Raw genomic sequence first — 24757 nt, 5'->3', positions numbered from 1 at the left:
TCAGGCCCCGTGAGGCCGCAGCATCTCGCGGCTAATGATGTGGCGCTGGATTTCCGATGTGCCTTCCCAGATGCGTTCGACGCGGGCGTCGCGCCATATCCGTTCCAGCGGTAGTTCATCCATCAGTCCCATGCCACCGTGGATCTGAATGGCCTCGTCCGCGACCATCGCCAGCATCTCGGTCGCCTTCAGCTTGGCCATCGACATGTCGGTTTCCGTAACCGTGCCCTGATCGAATTTCCAGCCGCCATGCCAGGTCAGCAGCTCCGCCGCCTTCAGCTCGGTCGCCATATCGGCCAGTTTGAACGAAATGCCTTGGAATTTTCCAATCAACTGGCCGAACTGTTTGCGCTCGGCCGCGTATCCCACCGCATGTTGCAATGCCCGTTCCGCCCGGCCCAGACAGGTGGCGGCCACCTGCAACCGGGTTGCGCCCAGCCAGTCGTTGGCCACCTGAAACCCCTTGTGCACCTCGCCCAGCACCGCCGATTTCGGCAGGCGGCAATCATCAAATTCCAGCACGGCGTTGGTGTACCCGCGATGGCTGACATTGCGATAGCCCTCGCGCACGGTAAAACCTGGCGTTCCCTTATCAACGAAAAACGCTGTGATCAGTTTCTTGGGGCCCCGCGGTGTCTCCTCTTCGCCGGTCGCCATGAACACGATCGAAAAGTTTGCGATATCGGCATGGCTGATGAAATGCTTGGTGCCGTTGAGGATGAAATCGTCGCCGTCCTCGCGGGCTGTCGCCCGCATACCGCGCAGATCCGACCCGGCACCCGGCTCAGTCATCGCCAGGCAATCCCATTTCTCGCCCCGGATACAAGGATAAAGGTATTTCTCCTTCTGCTCGTCCGTTCCTGCCAGCAGGATATTCGAGGGCCGCGCGACGCAGGTCCAGTGCAGTGCGTAATTGGCGCGGCCCAGTTCCTTTTCGTACATCAGCCAGGTCAGCGTATCGAGGCCCGCGCCGCCGACCTCTTCAGGCATGTTGGCGGCGTAAAGCCCGGCCTCGATCGCCTTGGCCTGCACCTCCTTGATGATCTCCATCGGTAGATGGCCAGTGCGCTCGACTTCCAATTCATGCGGATAAAGCTCGTTCTCGACAAAGCTGCGCACGGTCGACGTGATCATTTCCTGTTCTTCGGTCAGCCCGAACTGCATCTCAATTCTCCTCATGAAGCGCGGCCAGCGCCTCGACTTTCTGGCGTACGTGGTCTGCAGGCTCACAGGTGCGGCGGGTTTCCAGGCTCACATGCAGCATGAACTGGTCGCAGGTCGCCATCAACTCACCATCGCTGGCGCGTTTCATCTCGTGGAAACAACGCAGTTTCTTGCCCTTACCCTCGGTGATGCGGGTATGCACCTCAATCTCTTCACCGGCATGCGTTTCGGCCAGATATTTCACCGTGGTTTCAACGGTAAAGTAGCTGAGACCATTGGCGATATAGTCATCATCCGCGCCTACATGGGCCATGATCTCTTCAGCCGCGTCCGAGAAAAGTTGACCGTAGCGCCCTTCATTCATATGACCATTCACGTCGGTCCAGTCCACGGGCACTGTGCGGCGCATAGAGACAATCGGATTGGCATCGGTGAGCACTGGACGCAGAGATTTCTGGTGGTCCTTGATCAACTGCCCCGCCGCATTGCCCTGCTGCTTCAGCGCCCGCATCATCGCAATCAGGTTATTGTCGCGCTTGCGTTCCAGCTCGCGGATACTCAGATGGCCGGACTGATCATCCGATTGCCCGGCGATCAGATCGACCAGCTCATCGGTGAACTCGGGCACGTCCATTAGTTTGGTCCAAGGCCATTTCAGGGCGGGACCGAACTGTGCCATGAAGTGTTTCATGCCCGCTTCACCCCCGGCCACGCGGTAGGTTTCAAAGAGGCCCATCTGCGCCCAACGGATACCAAATCCATAGCGGATCGCGTTGTCGATCTCTTCGGTGGTGGCAATGCCGTCCTTGACCAGCCACAGGGCCTCGCGCCAGACCGCCTCAAGAAAACGGTCGGCGATGTGGGCGTCGATCTCCTTGCGGACAAGTAGCGGATAGAGACCAAGGACGGACAGTATTTCCTTTGTTCTATCAATCGTTTCCGGCGTGTTCTTGTCGGTGGGGACAACTTCGATCAGGGGCAGCAAATAAACCGGGTTGAATGGGTGGGTCACCAGGATTTGCCCGGGCTGAGTTGCGCCGTCCTGAAGCTCTGATGGTTTAAACCCCGAGGTGGAAGACCCGATGACAGAAGAAGTTGAGCAGTGCGCCTGAACTTCCTGAAATACCTTGTGTTTTATCTCAAGCCGTTCCGGCACACTTTCCTGAATCCACGCAGCCCCTGCCACGGCGTCTTCGATCGTGTCATGAAAGCTCAACGCACCTTCATCCGGCAGTGCGTAATCGTAAAGCATGGGCAGGGCGTGGCGGGCATTGACCATGACTTCGTTGATTTTGCGTTCGGCTTCGGGATCAGGGTCATAAACCCGCACGTTCCAGCCATTCAGCAGGAACCGCGCGGCCCATCCGCCGCCGATCACGCCACCGCCAATGATAGTTGCAGTATTGGTCATCAGTTGATGCTCTCCGTATGTCCGTCCACGGCCAGAATCTGGCCCGAAACTTTGCTGGCTGCGGGTGAGGCGAGGAAAAGCGCCATATCCGCCAGATCATCGACGCTGACCCAGCTTTTGAGCGACGTGCAATCGACATAGGCCGCGCGCAGGTCTTCGATGGGTGTGCCGGTGGCGGCGCTTTCATTGGCCAGCACCCGCTCCATCCGGTCGCCTTCGACCGCGCCGGGGCAGATGCAATTGACCCGCACATTTGCGCCGCCCAACTCCATTGCCAGCGTTTTGGTCAACCCCACAATACCCCATTTGGCGGCGGCATAAGGGGAGCGTAGCGGATAGCCGAACAGCCCTGCGGTGGATGAGGTAAGGATAATCAGACCTGACTTTTGCGCCCGCATTACCCGTGCCGCCCAGCGGCAGGTCAGGAAGGCACCAAAGAGGTTCACGCCCACGCAATCGCGCCAGGCACCATAATCCAGATCCTCGATCCGGCCTGCTGGGCCGCCAATGCCTGCATTGGCACAGACCACATCGACCCCGCCCCATACGTCCTCAACCTGGGCCAGAAAGGCGTCCATCTGCGCTTCGTCTGTCACATCGGCGTGGTGGGCGATGAAATCGGGGTGACCTGCTTTGACCTGAGCGATTGCATCGCCATCTGCGTCGCAGATGGCCAGTTGGTCGCCTTCGGCGGCAAATCGTTTGGCCAATCCCAGCCCGATGCCCGAGGCGCCAGCCGTGATTAGTACCCGGCGACCGCTCATCCCCGTGCGGCCTGTTTGGTCAGCCGTAGTTTCTGGCGCACTTCGTCGGGACCGATGACCCGTGCGCCGAGGCGTTCGATGATCTCGCGGGCGCGCTCCACCAGTTGCCAGTTCTCGGCCAGAACGCCACGATCCAGCATCAGGTTATCTTCAAGCCCCACGCGCACATTGCCGCCCGCCAGCACCGAGGTCGCTACATAGGCCATCTGATCGCGACCCAGTGAAAAGGCCGACCAGTTCCAATCAAAGGGCACATTATTGACCATCGCCATGAAGGTATTGAGATCATTCGGTGCCCCCCACGGCACCCCCATACAAAGCTGCACCAGCGCGTCGGGTTCCAGTACGCCGTCGCTAACCAATTGTTTTGCATACCAGAGATGGCCAGTGTCGAACGCCTCGATCTCGGGTTTCACGCCCAGATCGGTCATCATCTTGCCCATCGCGGTCAGCATGCCGGGCGTGTTGGTCATCACGTAATCTGCTTCGGCAAAGTTCATCGTGCCGCAATCAAGCGTGCAGATTTCCGGCAGGCACTCAGCGATATGGACCATCCGTTCGGTGGCACCGACCATGTCAGTGCCGTCCACGGGGGGCAGAGGGGTTTCGACGCCGCCAAAGACCATGTCGCCGCCCATCCCGGCGGTCAGGTTCAGAACCACATCAATTTCGGCGTCACGCACGCGGTCGGTCAGTTCACGATACAGCTTGGGATCACGCGAGGGTTCGCCGGTTTCCGGATTGCGTACATGGCAATGCACCACGGCGGCCCCGGCCTTGGCGGCGGCGATGGCGCTGTCGGCGATCTGTTGTGGTGAGCGCGGCACATGCGGGCTTCGATCCTGGGTGGAGCCCGAGCCGGTCACGGCGCAGGTGATAAAAACCTCTCGGTTCATGGCAAGCGGCATCTGAATCTCCCGGTTTGTAGGTTTGCGAAATCGTATCGCCGTGCTAGGGAAATAGAGTTTGCAGGAATGGACAAAAAGAATGCCGAAATGGACAAAAACGCCTGCGTCGCCTGTTCGCATCGCATTTCTGCTGTTTGATCAGTTTTCGAACCTCTGTCTGGCCAATTGTCTGGAGCCGTTGCGGGCGGCGAATACCCAGACAACGTTACAACATTTCGAGTGGCAGATATTCACGCCCGACGGTGCGCCGGTTCTGTCGTCGAGCGGGATGCAGATTTTGCCGCATGCGCCGCTGAAGGATTTGGGGCGCTGCGATTATCTTTTTGTCACCGCTAGTTATCATCATGAAAGGCACAACACGTCCGAGAAGCGTCGGGCCTTGCGACGTGCTGCGGGGCTGGCCCGCGTTACTGTCGGGCTGGATGCCGGGCCTTGGCTCATGGCGTCGGCGGGCTTGCTGGATCGCAAGCGGGCAACCGTGCACTGGGATCTGCTTGATGCCTTTACCGAACAGTTTTTGGAAGTTGAGGCCGAACAGGCGCGGGTTGTCCGAGATGGCAACCTGATGACCTGCGCCGGGGCGATGTCGGCGCTGGATCTCACGCTTGACCTGATCAGCGATCATTTGGGCATTGCTGCGCGGCTTGCGGTTGAGGCGCTTTTTATCCACCGCGACCCGCCCATCGGGGCCGACCGCGACCGCAATGCAGATCGCGACCCGCTTGTCAGTCGCGCTCTGGGGCTGATGCGCGAAAACCTGGAAGGGCCATTGCCGCTCGAGGTTCTGGCGCGTCGGTTATCATGTCAGCCCCGCACCCTGGATCGGAGGTTTCGGGCCCGTCTTGGCGCGCCGCCGGGGACCGTCTACCGGCATCTGCGGTTGGCATCGGCGCGCAAGTTGCTGGAAGGTACACCGCTCGGGGTGGCTGAAATCGCGGTGCGCTGCGGGTACGAGTCCCCGGCGGCGCTGACCCGAGCAATCCGCAAGCAGTTTGGCGTCACGCCAACCGATCTCAGAGCGGCGGGCTAGCCCGAGGTTTTCCTGAAATTTCTTAGGGTTTTCAAAAATTCCCATAGAAACCTTCAGTCAATGCAAGTCATGAATTCGGTTGGAAGACGGCACAAGCTGGGGTCTGATGGGCGTAGCAACAGAAACTTGAGACGGGCCGCCCAATGAGCAAGAAGAGTTACTACGCACCGCAAGGCGGTTTGCCGCCCCAGACGCAGCTATTGACCGACCGGGCGGTTTTCACCGAGGCTTATGCGGTAATCCCCAAGGGGACGCTAAGCGACATCGTGACCAGCTACCTGCCGTTCTGGAAAGGCGCGCGGTTTTGGGTGCTGTCGCGACCGTTGTCGGGCTTTGCTGAGACCTTTTCGCAATATATCGCCGAGGTGCAACCGGGCGGCGGCAGCGACACGCCAGAGGCTGAACCAGATGTCGAGGCGGTACTGTTTGTGGTTGAAGGGGAGGTAAGCCTGACGGTCGACGGGGACGAACACGTTTTGACATCCGGCGGTTATGCCTACTTGCCGCCAGAGACCCGGTGGATCTTGCATAACCATGGGCCGGAAGCCGCGAAGTTCCACTGGATTCGCAAGAAATATCATAGGGTTGAAGGGCTTGACGCGCCAGACTTAATGATCGCGAACGAAAACGACGTCGCGCCCACCCCGATGCCGGATACCGACGGCGTCTGGGCAACGACGCGGTTTGTCGATCCCGAGGACCTGCGGCACGACATGCACGTGACCATCGTGACCTTTCAGCCTGGCGGGGTGATCCCCTTTGCCGAAACCCATGTCATGGAACACGGGCTTTACGTGCTGGAGGGCAAGGCGGTTTACCGGCTCAATCAGGATTGGGTCGAGGTCGAGGCGGGCGACTATATGTGGCTGCGCGCCTTCTGCCCGCAGGCCTGCTACGCGGGCGGGCCGGGACCTTTCCGCTACCTGCTTTACAAGGATGTGAACCGGCATATGGTGTTGGGCGCCCGGTAATCAGCAGGTGGGAGCCTCGGGCGCGCCCATCCCGCGCGAAATCTCCAGCGCGGCGGCCCGGACCAGTGTGCCGATGCCGCCGATCCGGTCCGTGCCCAAGCGATGAGTCGGACCCGAAACTGAAATGCCCGCAATGGCGTCACCATAGATATCCAGGATCGGGGCGGCGACACAGCGCATGCCGGTTGTCTTTTCCTCGTCGTCAAAGGCCCAGCCTTGCTGCCTTGCAAGGCGCAGGTCCTCCTTCAGCGCCCCCGGCGAGGTAACCGTTTTTTCAGTAAAGCTCTCCAATGTCCGTCCGGTCAGAAATTGCGTCATGCGATCCTCTGCGTAATGGCTCAGCAGCGCTTTGCCGATACCGGATGCATGCATCGGTGAAATCGTGCCCGGCGGGAAAAACGCGCGAATGGTCTCGCTGGTCTCGATCTGGCTGATGAACATCACGTTGCCATGCATTTCGATCCCGAGGTTCGAGGTCTCGCCGGTTTGTTCCATCAGCCTGCGCATCGCCGGGCGGCTGCGTTCGACCACACCGCTACGGTGCAAAAAGGCTGATCCCAAGCGATAGGCCGCGGCACCGATATGCCAGCTTTGGGTCTGGGCATCCATCTCGACCACATCGCGCGCTTCAAGGGTGGCCAGAACGCGGTGCATGGTTGCCGGGGACTGGTCAAGTTTCGTTGCGATCTCGGACAGGGTCAGCCCGGTATGGGCCGCCAGCAGGTCGAGCACGTCCAGAGCGCGGTCCAGTGACTGGATCGTGGATTGTGCGGGCTTTGAATAGAAGCTTTTCGGGCGCCCTTTGCGGCGGGGTTGCTGGGCCAAATCTGCGTGCTCCGGGAAATTCGAAAACACTTACTGAATACTATTGAAAATATATTTTGACCACTGAAAAAATACAAACTACTGAAACAAATATATTAAACGTGAAAACTTTGAAAATGAAAAACGTTTTCAAAAAAATTTAATGCTCACCTTCCTTGGTTTATGGTTCCATCGACTCGCCACAGGAGCGCACGACCATGAGCTTTCAGAACCCCGTTTTCATTCCCGGTCCGACCAACATGCCCGAGGAGCTGCGCAAAGCGGTCTACATGCCGACGATCGACCACCGTTCGCCGGTTTTCGGCGACATCCTGCACCCTGCGCTGGCGGGCGTGAAGGAGATATTGAAAAGCACGAGCGCCGAGGTTTTCGTCTTTCCGTCCACCGGTACAGGCGGGTGGGAAACCGCCCTGACCAACACGCTCAGCCTCGGTGACACGGTGCTGGCCGCGCGCAATGGTATGTTCTCGCACCGCTGGATCGACATGTGCCAGCGCCACGGGCTGGATGTGCAGATCGTCGAAACCGCGTGGGGGCAGGGCATTCTGGCGGATCGCTACGAAGAGATCCTGACAGCGGACACGTCGCACAAGATCAAGGTGGTTCTGGCCACTCATAACGAGACCGCCACGGGCGTGAAATCCGATATCGCCGCCGTGCGCCTCGCGCTGGATGCGGCCGGTCATCCGGCGCTTCTGTTCGTCGATGGGGTTTCCTCCATCGCGTCGATGGATTTCCGCATGGACGAATGGGGTGTCGATATCGCCGTGACCGGCAGCCAGAAGGGCTTCATGCTGCCCGCGGGCCTGGCCATTGTCGGCGTCTCGCCCAAGGCGATGGCGGCGGTCGAGACCGCGCAACTGCCGCGCACCTTCTTCGATATCCGCGATATGGCCAACGGTTATGCCAACAATGCCTATCCCTACACGCCCGCTGTCGGCCTGCTGAACGGGCTGAAACTGGCGACCGAGATGTTGCTGGCGGAGGGGCTGGAAAATGTCTTTGCCCGCCATCACCGGATCGCCGAAGGTGTGCGCGTCGCCACCCGTGCCTGGGGATTGGAGCTTTGTGCGCAAAACCCCGAGACCTATTCCGAAACGGTCAGCGCCATTCGTACGCCCGACGGCTTCAACGCCACCGATATCGTTACACATGCCGACCGCAAATATGGCGTCGCCTTCGGTGTCGGGCTGGGTGAGGTTGCGGGCAAGGTGTTCCGCATCGGGCATCTGGGGCAGCTCACCGACGTGCTGGCGCTTTCGGGCATCGCCACAGCTGAAATGGTCATGGCCGATCTGGGTCTCGAAATCCGGTTGGGCTCGGGCGTTGCCGCGGCGCAGGACTATTACCGCAACAATAACGGCACCAGTTTGCAGGCCGCCGCGTGATGAAGGATACACCGATGTATATCCCGACCTACGACGACATGCTGGCGGCTCATGAGCGGATCAAGCCGCATATCCGGCGCACGCCGGTGCGCACGTCAGACTATCTGAACGAGCTGACCGGCGCGCAGCTCTACTTCAAATGCGAGAACTTTCAGGAGCCGGGCGCCTTCAAGTTGCGCGGCGCCACCAACGCGGTGTTCGGACTGGACGAAGAGCAGGCCGGGAAAGGCGTTGCCACCCATTCCTCGGGCAACCACGCCTCGTGCCTGAGCTACGCAGCGATGCTGCGCGGTATCCCGTGCAACGTGGTCATGCCGCACACCGCCCCGCAGGCCAAGAAGGATACGGTGCGCCGCTATGGCGGCAAGATCACCGAATGCGAACCCTCGACCACCTCGCGCGAGTCGACCTTCGCCAAGGTGCAGGCCGAGACCGGAGGTGATTTCGTGCATCCCTACAATGATCCCCGGGTGATCGCGGGGCAGGGAACCTGCGCGAAAGAACTGAGGGAACAAACTGACGGGCTGCACTACGTTGTGGCCCCGATCGGCGGCGGCGGCATGATCTCGGGCACCTGCCTGACGCTCTCGACGCTCGCCCCGGAAACCCGGGTGGTCGCTGCCGAACCTGAGCAGGCCGATGATGCCTATCGCAGCTTCAAGGCCGGTCACATCATTGCCGACGATGCGCCGAAAACCATCGCCGACGGTCTGCTGGTGCCCTTGAAGGACCTGACCTGGCACTTCGTGTCGAACCATGTGCACGACATCCTGACGGCCTCGGACCCCGAGATCATCGAGGCGATGAAACTCACCTGGAAACACCTGCGCGTGGTGATGGAGCCGTCATCGGCGGTGCCGCTCGCCACGATCCTCAAGAACCGTGACCGTTTCGCGGGCAAACGCGTGGGCATCATTATCACCGGCGGCAATGTCGATCTGGACAAGCTGCCCTGGCTGAACCGCTGAAAGGATAGGAAAATGAACGCACAAACCGATATTTCGCAACTCGACGTGGGCTTTGACGTACCGGCCGTGCCGGGCATGGACGAGGCCGATATCCAGACCCCGGCGCTGGTGCTGGACCTTGATGCGCTGGAGCGCAACATCAGGAAAATGGGTGATTACGCCAAGGCCCACGGCATGCGCCACCGGGTGCATGGCAAGATGCACAAATCCGTGGATATCGCGAAATTGCAGGAGAAGCTGGGCGGCGCCGTCGGTGTCTGCTGTCAGAAAGTTTCCGAGGCCGAGGTCTTCGTTCGAGGTGGTATCAAGGATGTACTGATCTCGAACCAGGTCCGCGACGCGGCCAAGATTGACCGTCTGGCGCAACTGCCGAAACTGGGCAGCCGCATTATCGTCTGCGTCGACGATCTGGCCAATGTCGCTGATCTGTCGGTGGCGGCCGAGAGGCATGACACCGAGCTTGAGGTTTTCGTGGAAGTCGACTGCGGCGCCGGGCGTTGCGGTGTGACGACGACCCCTGCGGTGATCGAGATCGCCAAGGCTGTCGAGGCCGCCGATGGCCTGAAATTCAGTGGCATTCAGGCCTATCAGGGCGCGATGCAGCATCTGGATACCTACGAAGCCCGGCAGGAAAAACTGGATATCGCCATCGCGCAGGTGAAGGATGCCGTGGAGGGTCTCAAGGCGGAAGGTCTGACATGCGATCTGGTCTCGGGCGGCGGCACCGGGTCGTATTATTTCGAAGCTAATTCAGGTGTTTACAACGAATTGCAATGTGGCTCCTACGCCTTCATGGACGCGGATTATGGCCGTATCCTCGACAAGGATGGCAAGCGTATCGACCAGGGCGAATGGGAAAATGCGTTCTTCCTGCTGACGCAAGTCATGAGCCATGCCAAGGCCGACAAGGCGATCTGTGATGCGGGCCTCAAAGCGCAATCGGTCGATAGTGGCCTGCCTTTCATCTTCGGCCGCGATGATGTGGAATACATCAAGTGCTCGGACGAGCACGGGGTCATCGCGGACCCGGCTGGCGCGTTGAAAGTGGGCGAAAAACTGCGCCTCGTGCCCGGCCATTGCGACCCCACCGCCAATGTCCACGACTGGTACGTGGGTGTTCGGGGCGGCAAGGTTGAAACCCTCTGGCCGGTTTCGGCCCGGGGCAAGGCCTATTGAATTCTTCCTGAGACTGGCGGGGTGCGCCCCGCCGCTTTTTCCCGAATTGAGGTGACCCATGTATATCGTGCCTGAAAGCGCCATTGCCGATTTGGTCTCGCGAAAGGACAGTTTCGACGCCGTCGAACAGGTCTTCGCGTCCATGTCGAAACGCTCGGCCTATAATTTCCCGGTGATCCGCGAGTCGATCGGTCATGCCGACGCTCTCTACGGGTTCAAATCCGGCTTCGACCGCGACGCGCTCAATCTGGGCTTGAAATCAGGCGGCTACTGGCCGGGGAACGAGGTCAAAGGGTTGACCAATCACCAGTCAACCGTGTTCCTTTTTGACGCCGATACCGGCAAATGCCGTGCCGTGGTGGGGGGCAATCTGCTGACCGCGCTGCGGACGGCAGCGGCCTCGTCGGTCTCGATTGCCCATCTCGCGCCGAAAGACGCCCGTGTCATCGGCATGATCGGGGCCGGGCACCAGTCGGCGTTTCAATTGCGTGCGGCTCTGGAGCAGCGCGACTTCGAAAAGGTCATCGGCTGGAACTACCACCCCGAGATGCTGAGCCGCCTGGAGGAGGTGGCGCAGGAGGCCGGGCTTCCCTTTGAAAAGGTCGAACTGGATCAACTGGGGGCCGAGGCGGATGTGATCATCTCGATCACCTCCAGTTTCGATCCCATCCTGATGGACGCGCATGTCTCAGGCGGCACCCATATCGCCTGTATGGGCACCGACACCAAAGGCAAGCAGGAGGTTGGGGCCACGCTGATCGCACGGGCGACGGTATTCACCGATGAGTTAGCGCAGTCGGTCAGCATCGGGGAATGTCAGCATGCCATCGCCGCCGGGCTGATCAATCAGGGCCAGATCAGTGAGCTTGGCGCGGTCATCAATGGCACCCATCCGGGCAGGACGTCGGACGATGAAGTCACTCTTTTTGACGGCACCGGTGTTGGGCTGCAGGATCTGGCTGTTGCAGACGCGGTGGTGAAGCGTGCGGTCGAACAGGGTATCGCGATTGAGGTGGAGTTTTAACCCGCCGCTTCCATCGCCTTGCGGCTGTTTTTCGATATGAAATCAACGAAGTGCCTGATCTTCGGGTCCTGCAGTTTCCGATGTGGATAGAGGCACCCGAAAAGCGACGGGCTGGGCGGGGTCTGCGACAGCACCTCGACCAGCCGGCCCGTTTTCAGGTGAGGGGCCACGTCGAAACGCGGCTTGTTGGCAATCCCCTCGCCCGCCAGCGCCCATTCGGTCAGCACGTCCGAATCGTCCGCATCGAATTTTCCCATGACATCGAATTTGCGTGGGCCGGTTTCCGTCTCGAGCATCCAGAAATATTCCGGTGAGCGGGGGTAGCGCAGCAACAGGCAGCTATGACCGTTGCCCAGCAGATCATCGGGGGACTTCGGCGTCCCAAAGCGTTCCAGATAGGACGGCGCGGCGCAAAGCACCCGATCGCATTCGGCGATTTTCCTGAGTTTCAGGTTTGATTCCTTCGGCGTTCCGACGAAAAACGCCACGTCCAGCCGCTCGGCCAGCAGATCGACGATCCGGTCAGACAGGCGCATCTGCACCCGCGTATCCGGGAATTGCTCGATAAACCGCGGTACTAGCGGCGCGATGATCCGCCGCCCGACGCCCAGAGGGGCAGTCACCCGGATCACTCCGCGCGGCGTGTCCGAGAAATTGGCTACCGCCGCCTCGGCCTCATCCAGCGATTCCAGCACTTTTCTGGCCTCGTCATAGAACACGCGCCCGACCTCGGTTGGCGTGATCGAGCGCGTGGTGCGATTGAACAGCCGTACGCCAAGGCGTTTCTCAAGCTCCTTGATGCGCTTGCTGGCCACCGCCGGGGTCAGCCGCAAATCGCGCCCTCCCGAGGTGATCGAGCCCAGTTCGATCACGCGAGCAAACACCCGCAGGCTTTCGATGTAAGGCATGAGACGCTCCCGTTTGCGTGCGTCTCCCATTTGAACCCAATTCTGGGTTATTTTCAACGTTTCGTATAAAGTATTTGCCGACTCCGCCCGTATTCATTGATAGTCAAATCGGCTATTCTTCCTGAAACTTCGCACAATCATCACGCAGGAGGAGGCCTGATGGAGCAGCGTCAAGAGATCCGTTTTGTTTTGAATGGCCGGGATATCTCGGTGCCCGATGTCGGGGCATCGCAGACTTTGCTGGACTATCTGCGGCTCGATCAGCGCCTGACCGGCACGAAGGAAGGCTGTGCCGAGGGGGATTGTGGCGCCTGCACCGTGCTGGTGGGCCGTCTGCAAGCGGGCACGCTGACCTATGAGCCCGTCAATGCCTGCATCCGCTTTCTGGCCTCGGTCAATGGTTGTCACGTTGTTACCGTCGAATACCTATCCGGTCCCGATGGCCGTCTGCATCCGGTCCAGCAGGCCATGGTCGAACAACACGGCAGCCAGTGCGGCTTCTGCACGCCGGGCTTCGTGATGTCGCTCTATGCGCTCTGGATGGCCGTGCCGGACCCGTCGGAAAACCAGATCGAAACCGCGCTCCAGGGCAACCTGTGCCGCTGCACCGGTTACGAGCCGATCATTCGAGCCGCGAAAGCCGTCAGCAGTCACGGCTCGCCCGCCGCCGATCATCTGACCCGCGAACGCGATGCCGTAACCCGCCGCCTCGAATCGCTGCGTGATGGCAGACGCGTTGTTACGGGCCCCGAGGATGATCGCAGCATTCTGCCCGCGGATGTGGATGATTTCGCTGAGCTTCTGGCCGACCACCCCGAAGCCACGATCGTGGCCGGGGCGACGGATGTGGGGCTATGGGTGACGAAATTCCTGCGCCCGATCAGCCCGGCGATTTTCATCGGTCATCTGGACGGGTTGAAGGCGGTCGAGGCGACCGATCAGGACGTCACCATCGGCGCCAATGTCACCTATTCCGAGTTCGGCCCGTTGGTCGAGGACCATTTCCCCTATCTCGCGGAGTACTGGAACCGTATCGCTGGCTGGCAGGTGCGCAGCATGGGTACGATCGGCGGCAATATCGCCAACGGCTCCCCCATCGGGGACACGCCGCCGGTGCTGATTGCGCTCGGGGCCGAAGTAACCCTGCGCAAGGGCGCTGACCGCCGGACCTTGCCGCTTGAGGATTTTTTCATCGACTACGGCAAGCAGGACCGGGCGACAGGTGAATTCGTGGAATCCATCCGCATTCCGCGGCCCGAAGACGGCCAGCGCCATGCGGCCTATAAGATTTCAAAACGCAGGGATGAGGATATCTCGTCGGTTGCCGTGGGTATCTGCGTTAGCGTGTCCGAGGAGCGGATTACGGATGCCCGCATTGCTTTCGGTGGCATGGCCGCGACGCCAAAACGGGCAAAAAGCGCCGAGGCCGCACTGATTGACCAGCCCTGGGGTGAAGCGGTGTTCGACGCTGCGGCCAGCGCCTTGCCGCAGGATTTTCAACCGCTGACCGATTGGCGGGCCTCGTCTGGCTACCGGATGCTTTCGGCCCAGAACCTGTTGCGCCGCTTCTATCTGGAACACGACCGGGCCGCTGACCTGCCCGTCCGGCTCAGCGCGTGACGGAGGGCATGATGAAAGACGACACCACAATCAGGGGCGCGGTCCATACCGATCTGCAGCATGACAGCGCGATCAAGCATGCGACCGGCAGCGCCACCTATACCGACGATATCGCCGAGCCCGTCGGCACGCTTCACGCCTACCTTGGGGTCTCGACCGAGACTCACGCCCGGATCCACAACATGGATCTCTCCGCCGTCTGCGCGACGCCGGGCGTCGTCGGGGTGCTGACCGCTGATGACATTCCCGGCCATAACGATATCAGCCCGACAGGGCGCGAGGATGAACCGGTATTTCCCACCGAGAAGGTGGAATTCAACGGCCAGCCGCTTTTCGCAGTGATTGCCGAGACCCGCGATGCGGCGCGGCGCGCGGCGGAACTCGCCGAGATCGACTATGAGCGTCTGCCCCACGCGCTCGATCCGATCGCGGCGCAGGAGGCTGGATACCCCCATGTCACCGACCCGCTGACGCTCCAGCGCGGCGAGGCCGGACCGGCGCTTGAGGCTGCCCCGCACCGGATCAGCGCGCGCATGTCTGTGGGCGGGCAGGATCATATGTATCTGGAAGGTCATATCGCCTTTGCGATCCCGGGTGAGGATGACGACGTGGCCGTGCATTGCTCCACCCAGCACCCCAGCGAGGCCCAGCATATGGTGGCCCATGTCCTCGGCGTGCCGTCGAACGCGGTCGCGGTCAACGTGCGGCGCATGGGCGGCGGGTTTGGCGGCAAGGAAAGCCAGATGAACCTCTTCTGCGCGGTCGCGGCGATTGCAGCCAAGAAATGGAATCGCGCCGTCAAGATCCGTCCCGACCGCGATCAGGACATGACTGCCACCGGCAAGCGGCATGATTTTGTCATCGACTATGATGTCGGCTTTGACGACGAAGGCCGCATTCAGGCGGTTGACGGCCAGTTTGCCGCGCGCTGCGGGTTCTCGTCCGATCTCTCCGGCCCGGTGACGGACCGCGCGCTGTTTCATGCGGATAACGCCTATTTCTACCCAAATGTGCGGCTGGAAAGCCACCCGATGAAGACCAACACCGTCTCCAACACCGCCTTTCGCGGTTTCGGCGGCCCGCAGGGGGTGATTGCCGCCGAACGGATCATTGAAGAGATCGCTTACGCGCTCGGCAAGGATACGCTGGAGATACGCAAGGCCAATTTCTACGGGCCGGACGGGCGTGATTTGACGCCCTATCACCAGAAGATCGAGGATAATATCATCGCCCGCCTGGTCGAGGAACTTGAGACAAGCGCCGACTATCAGGCGCGGCGTCGGGCTGTGCTGGATCACAATGCCCTGGGCGGCATCATCCGCCGCGGCATTGCGCTGACACCGGTGAAATTCGGCATCTCGTTCACCGCCACCTGGTACAATCAGGCCGGCGCGCTGGTGCATATCTATAACGATGGCTCGATCCATCTGAACCATGGCGGCACCGAGATGGGGCAGGGGCTCAACACCAAGGTCGCGCAGGTTGTGGCTGACACGTTCCAGGTGGATTTCGACCGGATCAAGATCACCCGCACCACCACTGAAAAAGTGCCGAACACCTCCGCCACCGCGGCCTCCAGCGGGTCGGACCTGAACGGGATGGCGGCGCTCGATGCAGCCGAACAGATCAAGGCCCGGCTTATCGATTTCGCGGTCGAGCGCTGGCAGGCGGAACCCGACGACATTCGCTTCCTGCCCAATCGCGTTGAAATCCGTGACGAGGTGATCACCTTCAACGATTTCATTAAACAGGCCTATATGGCGCGAGTGCATCTGTCGGCGGCGGGGTTCTACAAGACGCCCAAGATCCACTGGGATCGCGCTTCGGGCAAGGGTCGCCCGTTCTACTACTACGCCTATGGCGCCGCCTGTTCCGAAGTCGAGATCGACACGCTGACCGGCGAATACCGGGTGCTGCGCACGGATATCCTGCATGATGTGGGCCGCTCATTGAACCCGGTGATCGACAAGGGGCAGGTTGAAGGCGCGTTCATTCAGGGCATGGGATGGCTGACAACCGAGGAACTCTGGTGGGATGATGCCGGACGGCTCAGAACTCACGCGCCCTCGACCTACAAGATCCCGCTGGCCTCGGACCGGCCGCGCATTTTCAACGTCAATCTGGCCGACTGGTCGGAGAACCGAGAAATGACGATCAAACGCTCCAAGGCCGTGGGCGAGCCGCCTTTCATGCTGGGCATTTCAGTCTTCGAGGCGCTGTCGATGGCCGTGGCCAGTGTGGCCGACTACCGCGAATGCCCGCGGCTCGACGCACCCGCCACGCCAGAATGCGTGCTTATGGCGGTTGAGCGTCTTAAAGCCGGGAGGGCAGCATGAGCAAACAACTCCGCCTCATCGCCTTTCTGGAGCGCAACGATCACGTCGCGCAGGTCGTTTTGACCCGGGTACGCGGCTCATCCCCGCGCAATGCGGGCGCAGAGATGTTCGTGGCGCCGGGCGAAACGCTAGGCACGATTGGCGGCGGCCAACTGGAATACATGATGATCGACGAGGTCCGAGCGCTTCTGGCGCGGGGAGATGATCACGCGGTGAAAGACGTGCCGCTCGGACCCGAGATCGGCCAATGCTGCGGGGGGCGGGTAGATGTTGATATTCGCCGGATGGATCAAACCGCCCGCGATCAAGCGATTCTGGACGCGCAGCGCGAGGTCGTTGCCTTGCCGCATGTCTACATCATGGGCGCGGGCCATGTGGGCCGGGCTCTGGCGGGGCTTTTCTCGCAGCTTCCCGTGCGACCTATTCTGGTGGATACCCGCGCGGCAGAGCTGGCGCTTTGCACGGCGCAGGTCGAGCATCGTCATACGGCGCTTCCCGAGGCCGAGATCACTTCTGCGCCAGCGGGCAGCGCATTTATCGTGCTGACCCACGACCATGCGCTTGATTTCCTGCTGACGGCTCATGCGTTGGACCGCAATGATGTCGCCTATGTCGGCATGATCGGCTCAACCACGAAACGCACGAAGTTCCGCAACTGGTGCCGCGATCATTGCGACGGTCAGAGCATCGAGGCGCTGACCTGCCCGATCGGCTCTGGCGGCAGCACTGACAAACGGCCCGAGATCATCGCCGCCTTCGTGGTGGCCGAGGTTATGGCGGCGCTCACAACCGAACGACAGGATACCGCCGGACAGGCGGCAACGGCCTTGCGCGACGCAAGGTAGGGACCCGGCCGGGGTCGATCGGCGACGTGAGGTCGCTAAACGCCCGGCCAACTCAAGCAAAGGAGGCCTGCCATGCAGGGAGGAAGTTATTCCTACAGACTATTTGCGCGCAACGACTTCAGCGCGTTCTGGGCGCTTTTTACCGACAACCTGATCAATCTGATCGTGCTCTCGGGGATTTGCCAGTTCGTGTTCCAGATGCCCGCCGAGATCGTCTTTGGCCGGATCGTGCCGGGGGCAGCGGTAGCCATACTGGCGGGCGTCATTGTCTATACCTGGCTGGCCAAGCGCGTGGCCGAGAAAGAGGGCAGGGACGTCACCGCCATGCCCTACGGCATCTCGACCCCGGTGATGTTTGTCTATCTGTTTGGCGTCATCGGGCCGATTTACTGGTCGACCCAGGACGCGATGCTGGCCTGGCAGGTGGGTATTGGCGCGGGCTTCATGGGTGGTATCGTTGCGGGTCTAGGTGCCATTATCGGACCGTTCCTCAAGCGGGTTACGCCGCGTGCCGGCATGCTCGGGACACTCTGCGGCATCGCGCTGGTGTTTATCGGCACCGTGCCGCTGGCCACGATTTTCGAAGACCCGTTCGTGGGCTTCGCCTCGATGATCATCATCCTCTGGGGTCTCGTTGGCCGTTTCCGGCTGCCCTACAACATCCCTGCAGGTCTGCTGGCGCTGGGCGTGGGCACGTTGGTTGCGTTGGTCATCGGGCAGGCGTCGATCAGTTTCGATGGTGTGGGATTTTACCCGCCTGTGCCCTATTTCGGCGACCTGATCGCGGGTATTCAGCACCTCTTTGCCAATCCCGAGTTGTTCCTCGTACTGGTGCCGGTGCAGATTTATAACTTCATCGAAACCATGAACAACGTCGAAAGCGCCGAGTCCGCGGGGGATCATTACCCGGTGGCGCTGTGTCAGGTGACCGATGGTGCTGGTACGATGATCGGTGCGCTCTTTGGCTCGCCTTTCCCGACCACTGCCTATATCGGCCATCCGGCTTATAAGCGTATGGGGGCGCATTCGGGTTATGTGATCGGCGTCGGTGTGATCATTCCGCTGGCGGCGTTCTTCGGGTTACTGGCCTTTCTCAACAATCTGATCCCGGTGGCCGCCGCCGCGCCGGTGCTGGTTTTCGTGGCGCTTAGCCTGATCACCAATACGGCACATTCGGTCAAGCCCGATCACATGGCCGCCGTCACGTTGGCGATGATGCCGCATGTGTCTGCCTTCCTGATGGTCAAATGGGGATCATTGATGGGCGCGCTCGGAGGCTTTGGCGTTGAGGGCCTGCCGCAGCTTGGCGATCCGGCACTGACCGCCGCACTGCTGCAGCAGGGCGCGCATTATAGCGGCCATCTGGCGCTGTCTCAGGGCGCCATCCTGACCGGTCTGATCTGGGGCGCGATCGTCGCCAGTATCATCGACGGTGATTTCCGGAATGCGGGTGGCTTTGCGCTGGCGGCCTCGGTCATGTCCATGTTCGGTATCATCCACGGCGCCAGCCTGCACTGGCCAGATCTCAGTGCGATCAGCGCGGGGTATCTTATCGCAGCCGCCTTCCTGTTCATCTACCCGATTTTCCACAAGGATGACGCGCTGGAAAACAAGAACCTGCCGACGGATGAGCCAAGACCCCTAGGCGATACTTAAGATCAGTGAAAAGGGCGGGTTTACCGCCCTTTTCAATCCTGCTGGTGGGCACGGCATCAATCGACAGTTGCCTTTTCCAACGCATTGTTTCCGTGGATATGTCTTCGGTTGATTGGCGGGACTGCTCTGTTACGGCTCGGGCGCGTTATTGGGGTCAATCTGGCCGGTAATCGCGATGACCATGTTGGCCCGGCGGGGCACTATTATTTGCTTGGCCTCGGTCTGATTGTAAGGGGCGTCGCCGCACTTATGGCCATGCGAAATACCTGACGATGATGTTGCCCATATTGATCAAAGCATGCGGAGAGAATGACAAATCTCAGCTTTGGGTTTTCAGGCACACGATCATCGCCGCAAAAACGATGATTGCACAGGTGATTGCCGTGGCGGTGATGTCTTCACCCAGAAGCAGTGCCGACCAACCTAAAGCCGCCAGTGGCAGCAGAAGGTTGATCTGGCCGATGCGGGCGATACCGCCCAGAGCAAGGCCGCGATACCAGAGCACCGATGCCAGAAACATGCTTATGATTCCGAGGTAGAGCAGCGAGGCCCAGCTTTCTGGGGCAATCGCCGACGGGTCGATGTCGCCCAGCCGCACGACCAGCGCAAGAGCGGCAATCGGCGTGAGAAACAACATGGCCCAGCTCAAGGTCAAGGCGCCACCCAGTTCACGTGAGACCCGACCGCCTTCGACATAGGCGAACCCAAGGCTCAGCATTCCGAGAAACAACCAGCCATCGGAGAGGCTTAGATGCCCGTCACCTGCGTCATAGGCAAAATACAGGACTGCGAAGAACCCGACGCCGCAGGCGATCCAGAACTGCAGGGAAGGGTGCTCGCCGGTTCGCAATACAGCGATCATCGCTGTTGCTGCAGGCGCCAGCCCTGTCACGACCGCACCATGGACGGCAGGCACAGTTTCCAGTGCCTTGGCCAGGAAAAACGGATACCCCACGGACAGCCCCAGACCCATGAAAAGCATGGGCATCAGAAACCGGCGTGGCGGCAGGGTGCGTTGATTGGTGAAGAACAGGAAGGCGGCACCCAGCATCCCGGCCATGATAATCCGGGCGCATGTGATCTCCAACGGGGTGAAGTCGGCCACGGCTATGCGCGTCGTCACCAGCGTTCCGCTGAAACCCAACATCCCGAGGGTGCCCAGAATGACGCCGGCGGATCGGTCCGACACCGAGGTCTTCATGACAGGTCCTTGCGGGGCAAGTTTGTCGCCTCAATCCGGTTTGCATTGAGATCGCAGATAGAAGTCCCGAAATAGGCGACGTTAGCCCCTTGCCGCTCTGCCGGTGCGTCCGCGCCCGGATCAGTTACTGCTATGGATATGCAATTGATCATGTGCGGGCCTCGGTTATTGTCGGCAGTGGCGCAGGCCTGTGAAGGGCCACCCCGATCATGACCAGGACGACGCCAAGAACGTCTGGCCCGCTTGGAATCTGCTGAAGAACAATGACACCGATGATCGTCGCGGTCGCGGGTAGCAATGCCAGAAGGAACGCGAAGCTGGCGCGCGGCAGTCGGGACATGGCAAGCTGGTCGCAGACATATGGAATGACTGATGAGCAAACCCCAACGCCGATACCGGCCAACACCAGCAAAGGCGCGCCAAAGACGTCAAGCGCCTGCAAGAACCCAATGGGCATGACAAAGACAAAGGCGGCTGCCATCGCCGCTCCAAGGCGCTCCACGCCACGGGATGCGTCGCCTTCGGAAATCTTGTGCCCAAGTATGATGTAGAGGACGAACAGCGCGCCATTCAGAACGGCCCAGAGCAGGCCCAGCAGATCAGAAGTAAGCGCAGCCCCGTCCATAACAAGCAGGGAGGGTACGTTGATCAAAAAAGCAACACCGGTAACCGCCACACCAAGCGCCAGATAGTTGCGACCGGTCCGTAGCCCCCAAAGCGCCAGGCCAATGGTTCCGATGAATTCAATGGCCGCGACAAGCGCGATGGGAAGCCGGTCTAACGCAAGGTAGAAAGCACTGTTCATGATCGCAAGGCAGCCTCCGAGGGCGAGAAGTAGTAAGCGTTCCCGATTGGTGGCGTTTTTGAACGTGCGCCACGGTTTCGTGACTGGCGCAAACACCAAAGCTGCCGAAGCGATGCGAAACCAGGCGATACCGAGCACACCTACGACCGGGAACAGCAACACAGCAAATGCTGGTCCGAGATAGTGAAATACTGCTGATACACCAAACCAAGCATGGGGCGGAATCGTCGCCGATATACGAGACATGACTCCAGAGGCGTTTGTTGAGGCAAGGTTTGCTTTGGCTTGATCTGTCATTATGTCATAATACAAGGTAAAAATGGTATATAATATGGGGTGAAAGCATGAATGACCCAGGAACTACACATCAAATGAAGGAAAAGTCATCGTCTAACCTTCGATCAGAAGGTTTGCGATTTGATAGCATGGATGCTGCCATTCTCCGCGAGTTATGCGCGGATGCGCGGATACCCCGTGCGGAACTTTCCCGCCGTGTTGGTCTGTCAGCGCCCAGTGTCGCCGATCGAGTGCGACGACTTGAAGACATTGGTATCATCAAGGGCTATGGCGCACGGATTGATCCGGCACGTCTTGGTTACGGTCTGACGGTTCTCATCCGTGTACGACCATTGCCCGGTGAGATGAGCAACATGATCCGGGCGATCCGTGAGACACCGCAGATTACCGCCTGTGACCGCGTATCCGGCGAGGACTGTTTCGTAGCGCGTGCACATGTTCGCGATGTCGCGGAAATGGAAGCCGTCATCGACAGGATTGTTCCCTTTGGCGCGACGAACTCGTCCATCGTGCAATCCTCACCCGTCGAGGAGCGGCTGATCGAGCTTTGAAGGCGTGCCATTCTGACGTGGTATTTCTCGCATGCGGTCACAGTTCAAGATTTTGAAATATAACAATTTATCTTGTCATGTGACGGGGCGCCCTCGCATTGGCCTGATCACTGGTGCTTGTGAGGGTCAAGCGCAGCTGTTTTTCCGCCTCGAGGACGGCAAAGAACATGATGCCTATGAAGATGATCAACAGACCGTCGAACAAGCTGACGGCGTGCGTGCCGAAAATCGCTTGTGCAGCCGGTACATATGTCACGATGAATTGCGCCGCAGTGGCGACGATAACGCTGGCCCAAACAGCGGGTGTTCCTTTTACTGCGGATAGCGTGAGTGACGTGCCGCTGATGTTTCGGATATAGAACAGGTGAAAGATCTCGAGGACAACAAGCATGTTCATTGACATCGTTTGCGCGAGTGCCAGCGGATACCCCAATTCGGTTGCATAGAGGAACAGCCCGAAAATGACTGCCAGAAACAACGCGGTCACAAAGATCACATGCCATACTAGGCCACCGGTCAGCAGCCCTGCATTGCGCTGGCGCGGCGGGCGGCGCATGGTGCCCGGCTCTGCGGGTTCATATGCCAACGCCAGACCAAGCGTTACCGCGGTGATCATGTTGACCCAAAGGATCTGAATCGGAGAGATTGGCAGCGCCAGTCCGAACACAAGCGCTGCTGCAATCGTTGCGGCCTCACCGGCGCTGGTTGGCAGAACCCAACTGATGACCTTTCGGATATTGTCCCAAACAGTGCGACCCTCGCGCACCGCGGCGGTGATCGAAGCAAAGTTGTCATCCGCCAGAACAAGAGCAGCAGCCTCTTTGGTCGCTTCGGTTCCGGTGAGGCCCATCGCCACGCCGATATCCGCGCGTTTCAGGGCGGGCGCGTCATTCACGCCATCGCCGGTCATCGCGACGATCAAATCATTTGCTTGCAAGGCTTTGACCAGTCGCAGCTTGTGCTCGGGCGAGGTGCGGGCGAAGATATTCGTTCCAAGGGCCTCGACGGCAAGCAACGCGTCGTCCATCCGCTCGATTTCTGCGCCAGTCAGGATCGCACCGGGGTTTTTCAAACCAATCTGCCGGCCGATCGCGGCCGCTGTTCCGGCGTGATCACCGGTAATCATTTTAACCGAAATCCCGGCTGTGTGGCACTCGGCGACAGCGGCAATCGCTTCAGCCCGAGGGGGGTCGATCAATCCCACGAGCCCTGTCAAACTCAGATCTTTGTCGATACCGGTCAGCGCTGTGTCCGTGCCGGTGGCCGGGCGCTGAGCAAAGGCCAGAACCCGTTGTCCGCGTGCCGCGATACGGTCCGCCTGGGCCTGCCAGAACCCTGTGTCGAGCGGTTCTTGTCCGGTATGACCGACCTGGCTGGTACACATCTCAAGCAAGCGTTCCGGTGCACCTTTTACAAACATCTGTTGAACGCCATCCGGGGCTTCGGCCAGTACCGCCATGTAGCGGGATTGTGCGTCAAAGGGGATCTCGTGATGGCGCGTCCAGCCCTCACGGGTTTCTCCGGCCTTCGCGGCAAAGCTCAGAAGCGCCCCTTCCATCGGATCGCCCTCGACGCGCCAGGTATCGTCCGCTTGATGCAGGACGGCGTCGTTGCACAGCAAAGCCGCGCGGGCAATGTCAGCCAAGGCACTCTCCGCCGATCCACCATCCTCACGCGTGAGGTCTCCCTGAGGAACGTAGCCATCGCCGGAGATCGTGAAACGAGCGCCTGCGGTAACAGCCGAGGCGACCATCATCTCGTTGCGGGTCAGCGTGCCGGTTTTGTCGGTGCAGATCACCGAGACCGCGCCGATGGTCTCAATCGCGGGCAAACGGCGCACGATAGCGTTTCGCCGCGCCATGGCTTGAACACCAACGGCCAGTGTGATGGTCATGACGGCGGGCAGTGCCTCGGGGATGGCCGCGACAGCAAGGCTGACCACGGACATGAATATCGCCTCGAACTCGATATGCCGGACATAGTGCCCGAACGTCAAGAGCCCCCCGGACGTCAGTAGAATTATTACTGTCAGCCAGCGCGCGAACCTGTCCATCTGAAGGACAAGCGGCGTTTGCAACCCCTCGACGCCGACCAGCATACCGCTGATCCGGCCAATCTCGGTGGCCGCTCCGGTTGCCGTGACAATGCCGCGGCCTGTGCCTGCCGTCACTAGTGTGCCACTGAAAGCCATCGAGGTGCGATCGCCCAGAACCGCGTCGGCAGTGACGGGCGCAGTAGCCTTTTCCGCTGGCAGGGATTCGCCTGTCAGAATGGCTTCCTGAATGAATAAGCCATGGGCCTCTAGCAACCGTAGATCCGCTGCGACGCGATCGCCGGGTTCAATCAGGACGATGTCGCCGGGAACCAGATCGCCCGCTTCGATGCTGATCCGTTGGCCGGCGCGCAAGACCGATGCGTGTGGAGCCAGCATCTGCCGGATCGCGGCCATGGCGTTTTCAGCGCGACCCTCCTGGACAAAACCCATAACCGCATTGACCAGCACCACGGCCAGAATGACCCAGGTGTCGACCATATGCCCGAGCATCGCCGTCACGGCGGCGCCACCAAGCAGGACATACATCAGAACGTTATGAAAATGCAGAAGAAAACGCAGGATCAACGGGCGCCGACGCGGTCGCGGTAACATGTTAGGTCCGTGTTCGGCTCGTCGGCGGTTCACGTCATCCGAGGTCAGGCCCTGCGCAGTTGTCTTGAACGCGTGCAGGCAATCTTCACCGCTTTGCGCATGGGGGTGTGAGATTGTCAAAGGCATGTTGGTTTCGACATCCGGTCGCTCACGATGGCGCCCCGTCACTGGGGCCGGTATCGCATGAGGGTGAGAGGCCAGCGGTGGCCGACCTCATTTGTCCGCCGCCTTTGGTTACAAGGCGGTGGTTTGGAACTGCAAT

20 protein-coding genes are annotated in these 24757 nt (G+C 60.2%); 11 read left to right on the top strand and 9 right to left on the bottom strand.

Annotated features, from left to right (window positions below; translation table 11 throughout):
- Genes LC334_RS00800 through LC334_RS00785 form a run of 4 tightly spaced genes read right to left on the bottom strand, consistent with a single transcriptional unit; the run spans position 1 to position 4247 of the window.
- Positions 1-1164 (bottom strand): acyl-CoA dehydrogenase family protein, encoded by a 1164-nt coding sequence (locus LC334_RS00800; protein WP_085798333.1) that lies wholly within the window; start codon positions 1162-1164, stop codon positions 1-3.
- A gap of 1 nt (position 1165) precedes the next feature.
- The gene (locus tag LC334_RS00795; RefSeq protein ID WP_085798332.1) at positions 1166-2575 is read right to left on the bottom strand and encodes a carnitine 3-dehydrogenase; all 1410 of its coding nucleotides are present in this window, start codon (positions 2573-2575) and stop codon (positions 1166-1168) included.
- Positions 2575-3339 carry an SDR family oxidoreductase gene (locus LC334_RS00790; protein ID WP_085798331.1) on the bottom strand — a complete coding sequence of 255 codons (765 nt, stop codon included), beginning with the start codon at positions 3337-3339 and terminating at the stop codon, positions 2575-2577. The genes LC334_RS00795 and LC334_RS00790 overlap by 1 nt, the downstream gene beginning before the upstream one ends.
- Positions 3336-4247 carry a BKACE family enzyme gene (locus LC334_RS00785; protein ID WP_085798330.1) on the bottom strand — a complete coding sequence of 304 codons (912 nt, stop codon included), beginning with the start codon at positions 4245-4247 and terminating at the stop codon, positions 3336-3338. Before LC334_RS00785 ends, LC334_RS00790 begins: the two co-directional genes overlap by 4 nt.
- A gap of 79 nt (positions 4248-4326) precedes the next feature.
- Here LC334_RS00785 and LC334_RS00780 point away from each other — a divergent pair, with 79 nt between their 5' ends.
- Both LC334_RS00780 and LC334_RS00775 read left to right on the top strand, forming a co-directional pair.
- Positions 4327-5277 (top strand): GlxA family transcriptional regulator, encoded by a 951-nt coding sequence (locus LC334_RS00780; protein ID WP_085798329.1) that lies wholly within the window; start codon positions 4327-4329, stop codon positions 5275-5277.
- Between the two features lie 143 nt (positions 5278-5420).
- Positions 5421-6248, top strand: a complete 828-nt coding sequence (locus tag LC334_RS00775) for a bifunctional allantoicase/(S)-ureidoglycine aminohydrolase (RefSeq protein WP_085798328.1) — start codon at positions 5421-5423, stop codon at positions 6246-6248.
- Here LC334_RS00775 and bhcR read toward each other — a convergent pair whose 3' ends face one another.
- Positions 6249-7073 (bottom strand): HTH-type transcriptional regulator BhcR, encoded by an 825-nt coding sequence (bhcR, locus tag LC334_RS00770; RefSeq protein ID WP_085798758.1) that lies wholly within the window; start codon positions 7071-7073, stop codon positions 6249-6251.
- 197 nt (positions 7074-7270) lie between these two features.
- On the opposite strand from bhcR, the gene bhcA reads away from it, so the two are divergent.
- Genes bhcA through bhcD form a run of 4 tightly spaced genes read left to right on the top strand, consistent with a single transcriptional unit; the run spans position 7271 to position 11629 of the window.
- Positions 7271-8461, top strand: a complete 1191-nt coding sequence (gene bhcA / locus LC334_RS00765; RefSeq protein ID WP_085798327.1) for an L-aspartate--glyoxylate aminotransferase BhcA — start codon at positions 7271-7273, stop codon at positions 8459-8461.
- A complete protein-coding gene (bhcB, locus tag LC334_RS00760) occupies positions 8461-9429 on the top strand; it encodes a beta-hydroxyaspartate dehydratase BhcB (RefSeq protein WP_085798326.1) in 969 nt (322 codons plus the stop codon). Before bhcA ends, bhcB begins: the two co-directional genes overlap by 1 nt.
- A gap of 12 nt (positions 9430-9441) precedes the next feature.
- A complete protein-coding gene (bhcC, locus tag LC334_RS00755; protein WP_085798325.1) occupies positions 9442-10605 on the top strand; it encodes a 3-hydroxy-D-aspartate aldolase BhcC in 1164 nt (387 codons plus the stop codon).
- A gap of 58 nt (positions 10606-10663) precedes the next feature.
- Positions 10664-11629, top strand: a complete 966-nt coding sequence (bhcD, locus tag LC334_RS00750; protein WP_085798324.1) for an iminosuccinate reductase BhcD — start codon at positions 10664-10666, stop codon at positions 11627-11629.
- On the opposite strand, the gene LC334_RS00745 is transcribed toward bhcD, so the two are convergent.
- Positions 11626-12537 carry a LysR family transcriptional regulator gene (locus tag LC334_RS00745; RefSeq protein ID WP_085798757.1) on the bottom strand — a complete coding sequence of 304 codons (912 nt, stop codon included), beginning with the start codon at positions 12535-12537 and terminating at the stop codon, positions 11626-11628. The genes bhcD and LC334_RS00745 overlap by 4 nt on opposite strands.
- Before the next feature lie 159 nt (positions 12538-12696).
- Between LC334_RS00745 and xdhA the strand changes: the two genes are divergently transcribed.
- The 4 genes from xdhA to LC334_RS00725 all read left to right on the top strand — a co-directional run bounded on the left by xdhA (position 12697) and on the right by LC334_RS00725 (position 18994).
- A complete protein-coding gene (gene xdhA / locus LC334_RS00740; RefSeq protein ID WP_085798323.1) occupies positions 12697-14157 on the top strand; it encodes a xanthine dehydrogenase small subunit in 1461 nt (486 codons plus the stop codon).
- A gap of 11 nt (positions 14158-14168) precedes the next feature.
- On the top strand, positions 14169-16493 hold the full coding sequence (gene xdhB / locus LC334_RS00735) for a xanthine dehydrogenase molybdopterin binding subunit (protein WP_085798756.1): 2325 nt from the start codon (positions 14169-14171) through the stop codon (positions 16491-16493).
- Positions 16490-17338 (top strand): xanthine dehydrogenase accessory protein XdhC, encoded by an 849-nt coding sequence (gene xdhC, locus LC334_RS00730; protein ID WP_085798322.1) that lies wholly within the window; start codon positions 16490-16492, stop codon positions 17336-17338. Before xdhB ends, xdhC begins: the two co-directional genes overlap by 4 nt.
- Positions 17339-17410: 72 nt before the next feature.
- On the top strand, positions 17411-18994 hold the full coding sequence (locus LC334_RS00725; RefSeq protein ID WP_085798321.1) for a xanthine/uracil/vitamin C permease: 1584 nt from the start codon (positions 17411-17413) through the stop codon (positions 18992-18994).
- 319 nt (positions 18995-19313) lie between these two features.
- Here the strand turns inward: LC334_RS00725 and LC334_RS00720 are convergent, their stop codons facing one another.
- Positions 19314-20195, bottom strand: a complete 882-nt coding sequence (locus LC334_RS00720) for a DMT family transporter (RefSeq protein ID WP_085798320.1) — start codon at positions 20193-20195, stop codon at positions 19314-19316.
- 148 nt (positions 20196-20343) lie between these two features.
- Complete coding sequence (locus LC334_RS00715) at positions 20344-21000, bottom strand: EamA family transporter (RefSeq protein ID WP_223412832.1); 657 nt, start codon at positions 20998-21000, stop codon at positions 20344-20346.
- A gap of 425 nt (positions 21001-21425) precedes the next feature.
- Between LC334_RS00715 and LC334_RS00710 the strand changes: the two genes are divergently transcribed.
- Complete coding sequence (locus LC334_RS00710) at positions 21426-21848, top strand: Lrp/AsnC family transcriptional regulator (protein WP_244900020.1); 423 nt, start codon at positions 21426-21428, stop codon at positions 21846-21848.
- Between the two features lie 67 nt (positions 21849-21915).
- On the opposite strand, the gene LC334_RS00705 is transcribed toward LC334_RS00710, so the two are convergent.
- Positions 21916-24621, bottom strand: a complete 2706-nt coding sequence (locus tag LC334_RS00705; protein WP_085798755.1) for an HAD-IC family P-type ATPase — start codon at positions 24619-24621, stop codon at positions 21916-21918.
- Positions 24622-24757 lie beyond the last annotated feature (136 nt).

The organism is Roseovarius aestuarii, assembly GCF_019966515.1.
Lineage (GTDB): Bacteria > Pseudomonadota > Alphaproteobacteria > Rhodobacterales > Rhodobacteraceae > Roseovarius > Roseovarius aestuarii.
This window is presented reverse-complemented; position numbering and strand designations above follow the sequence as displayed.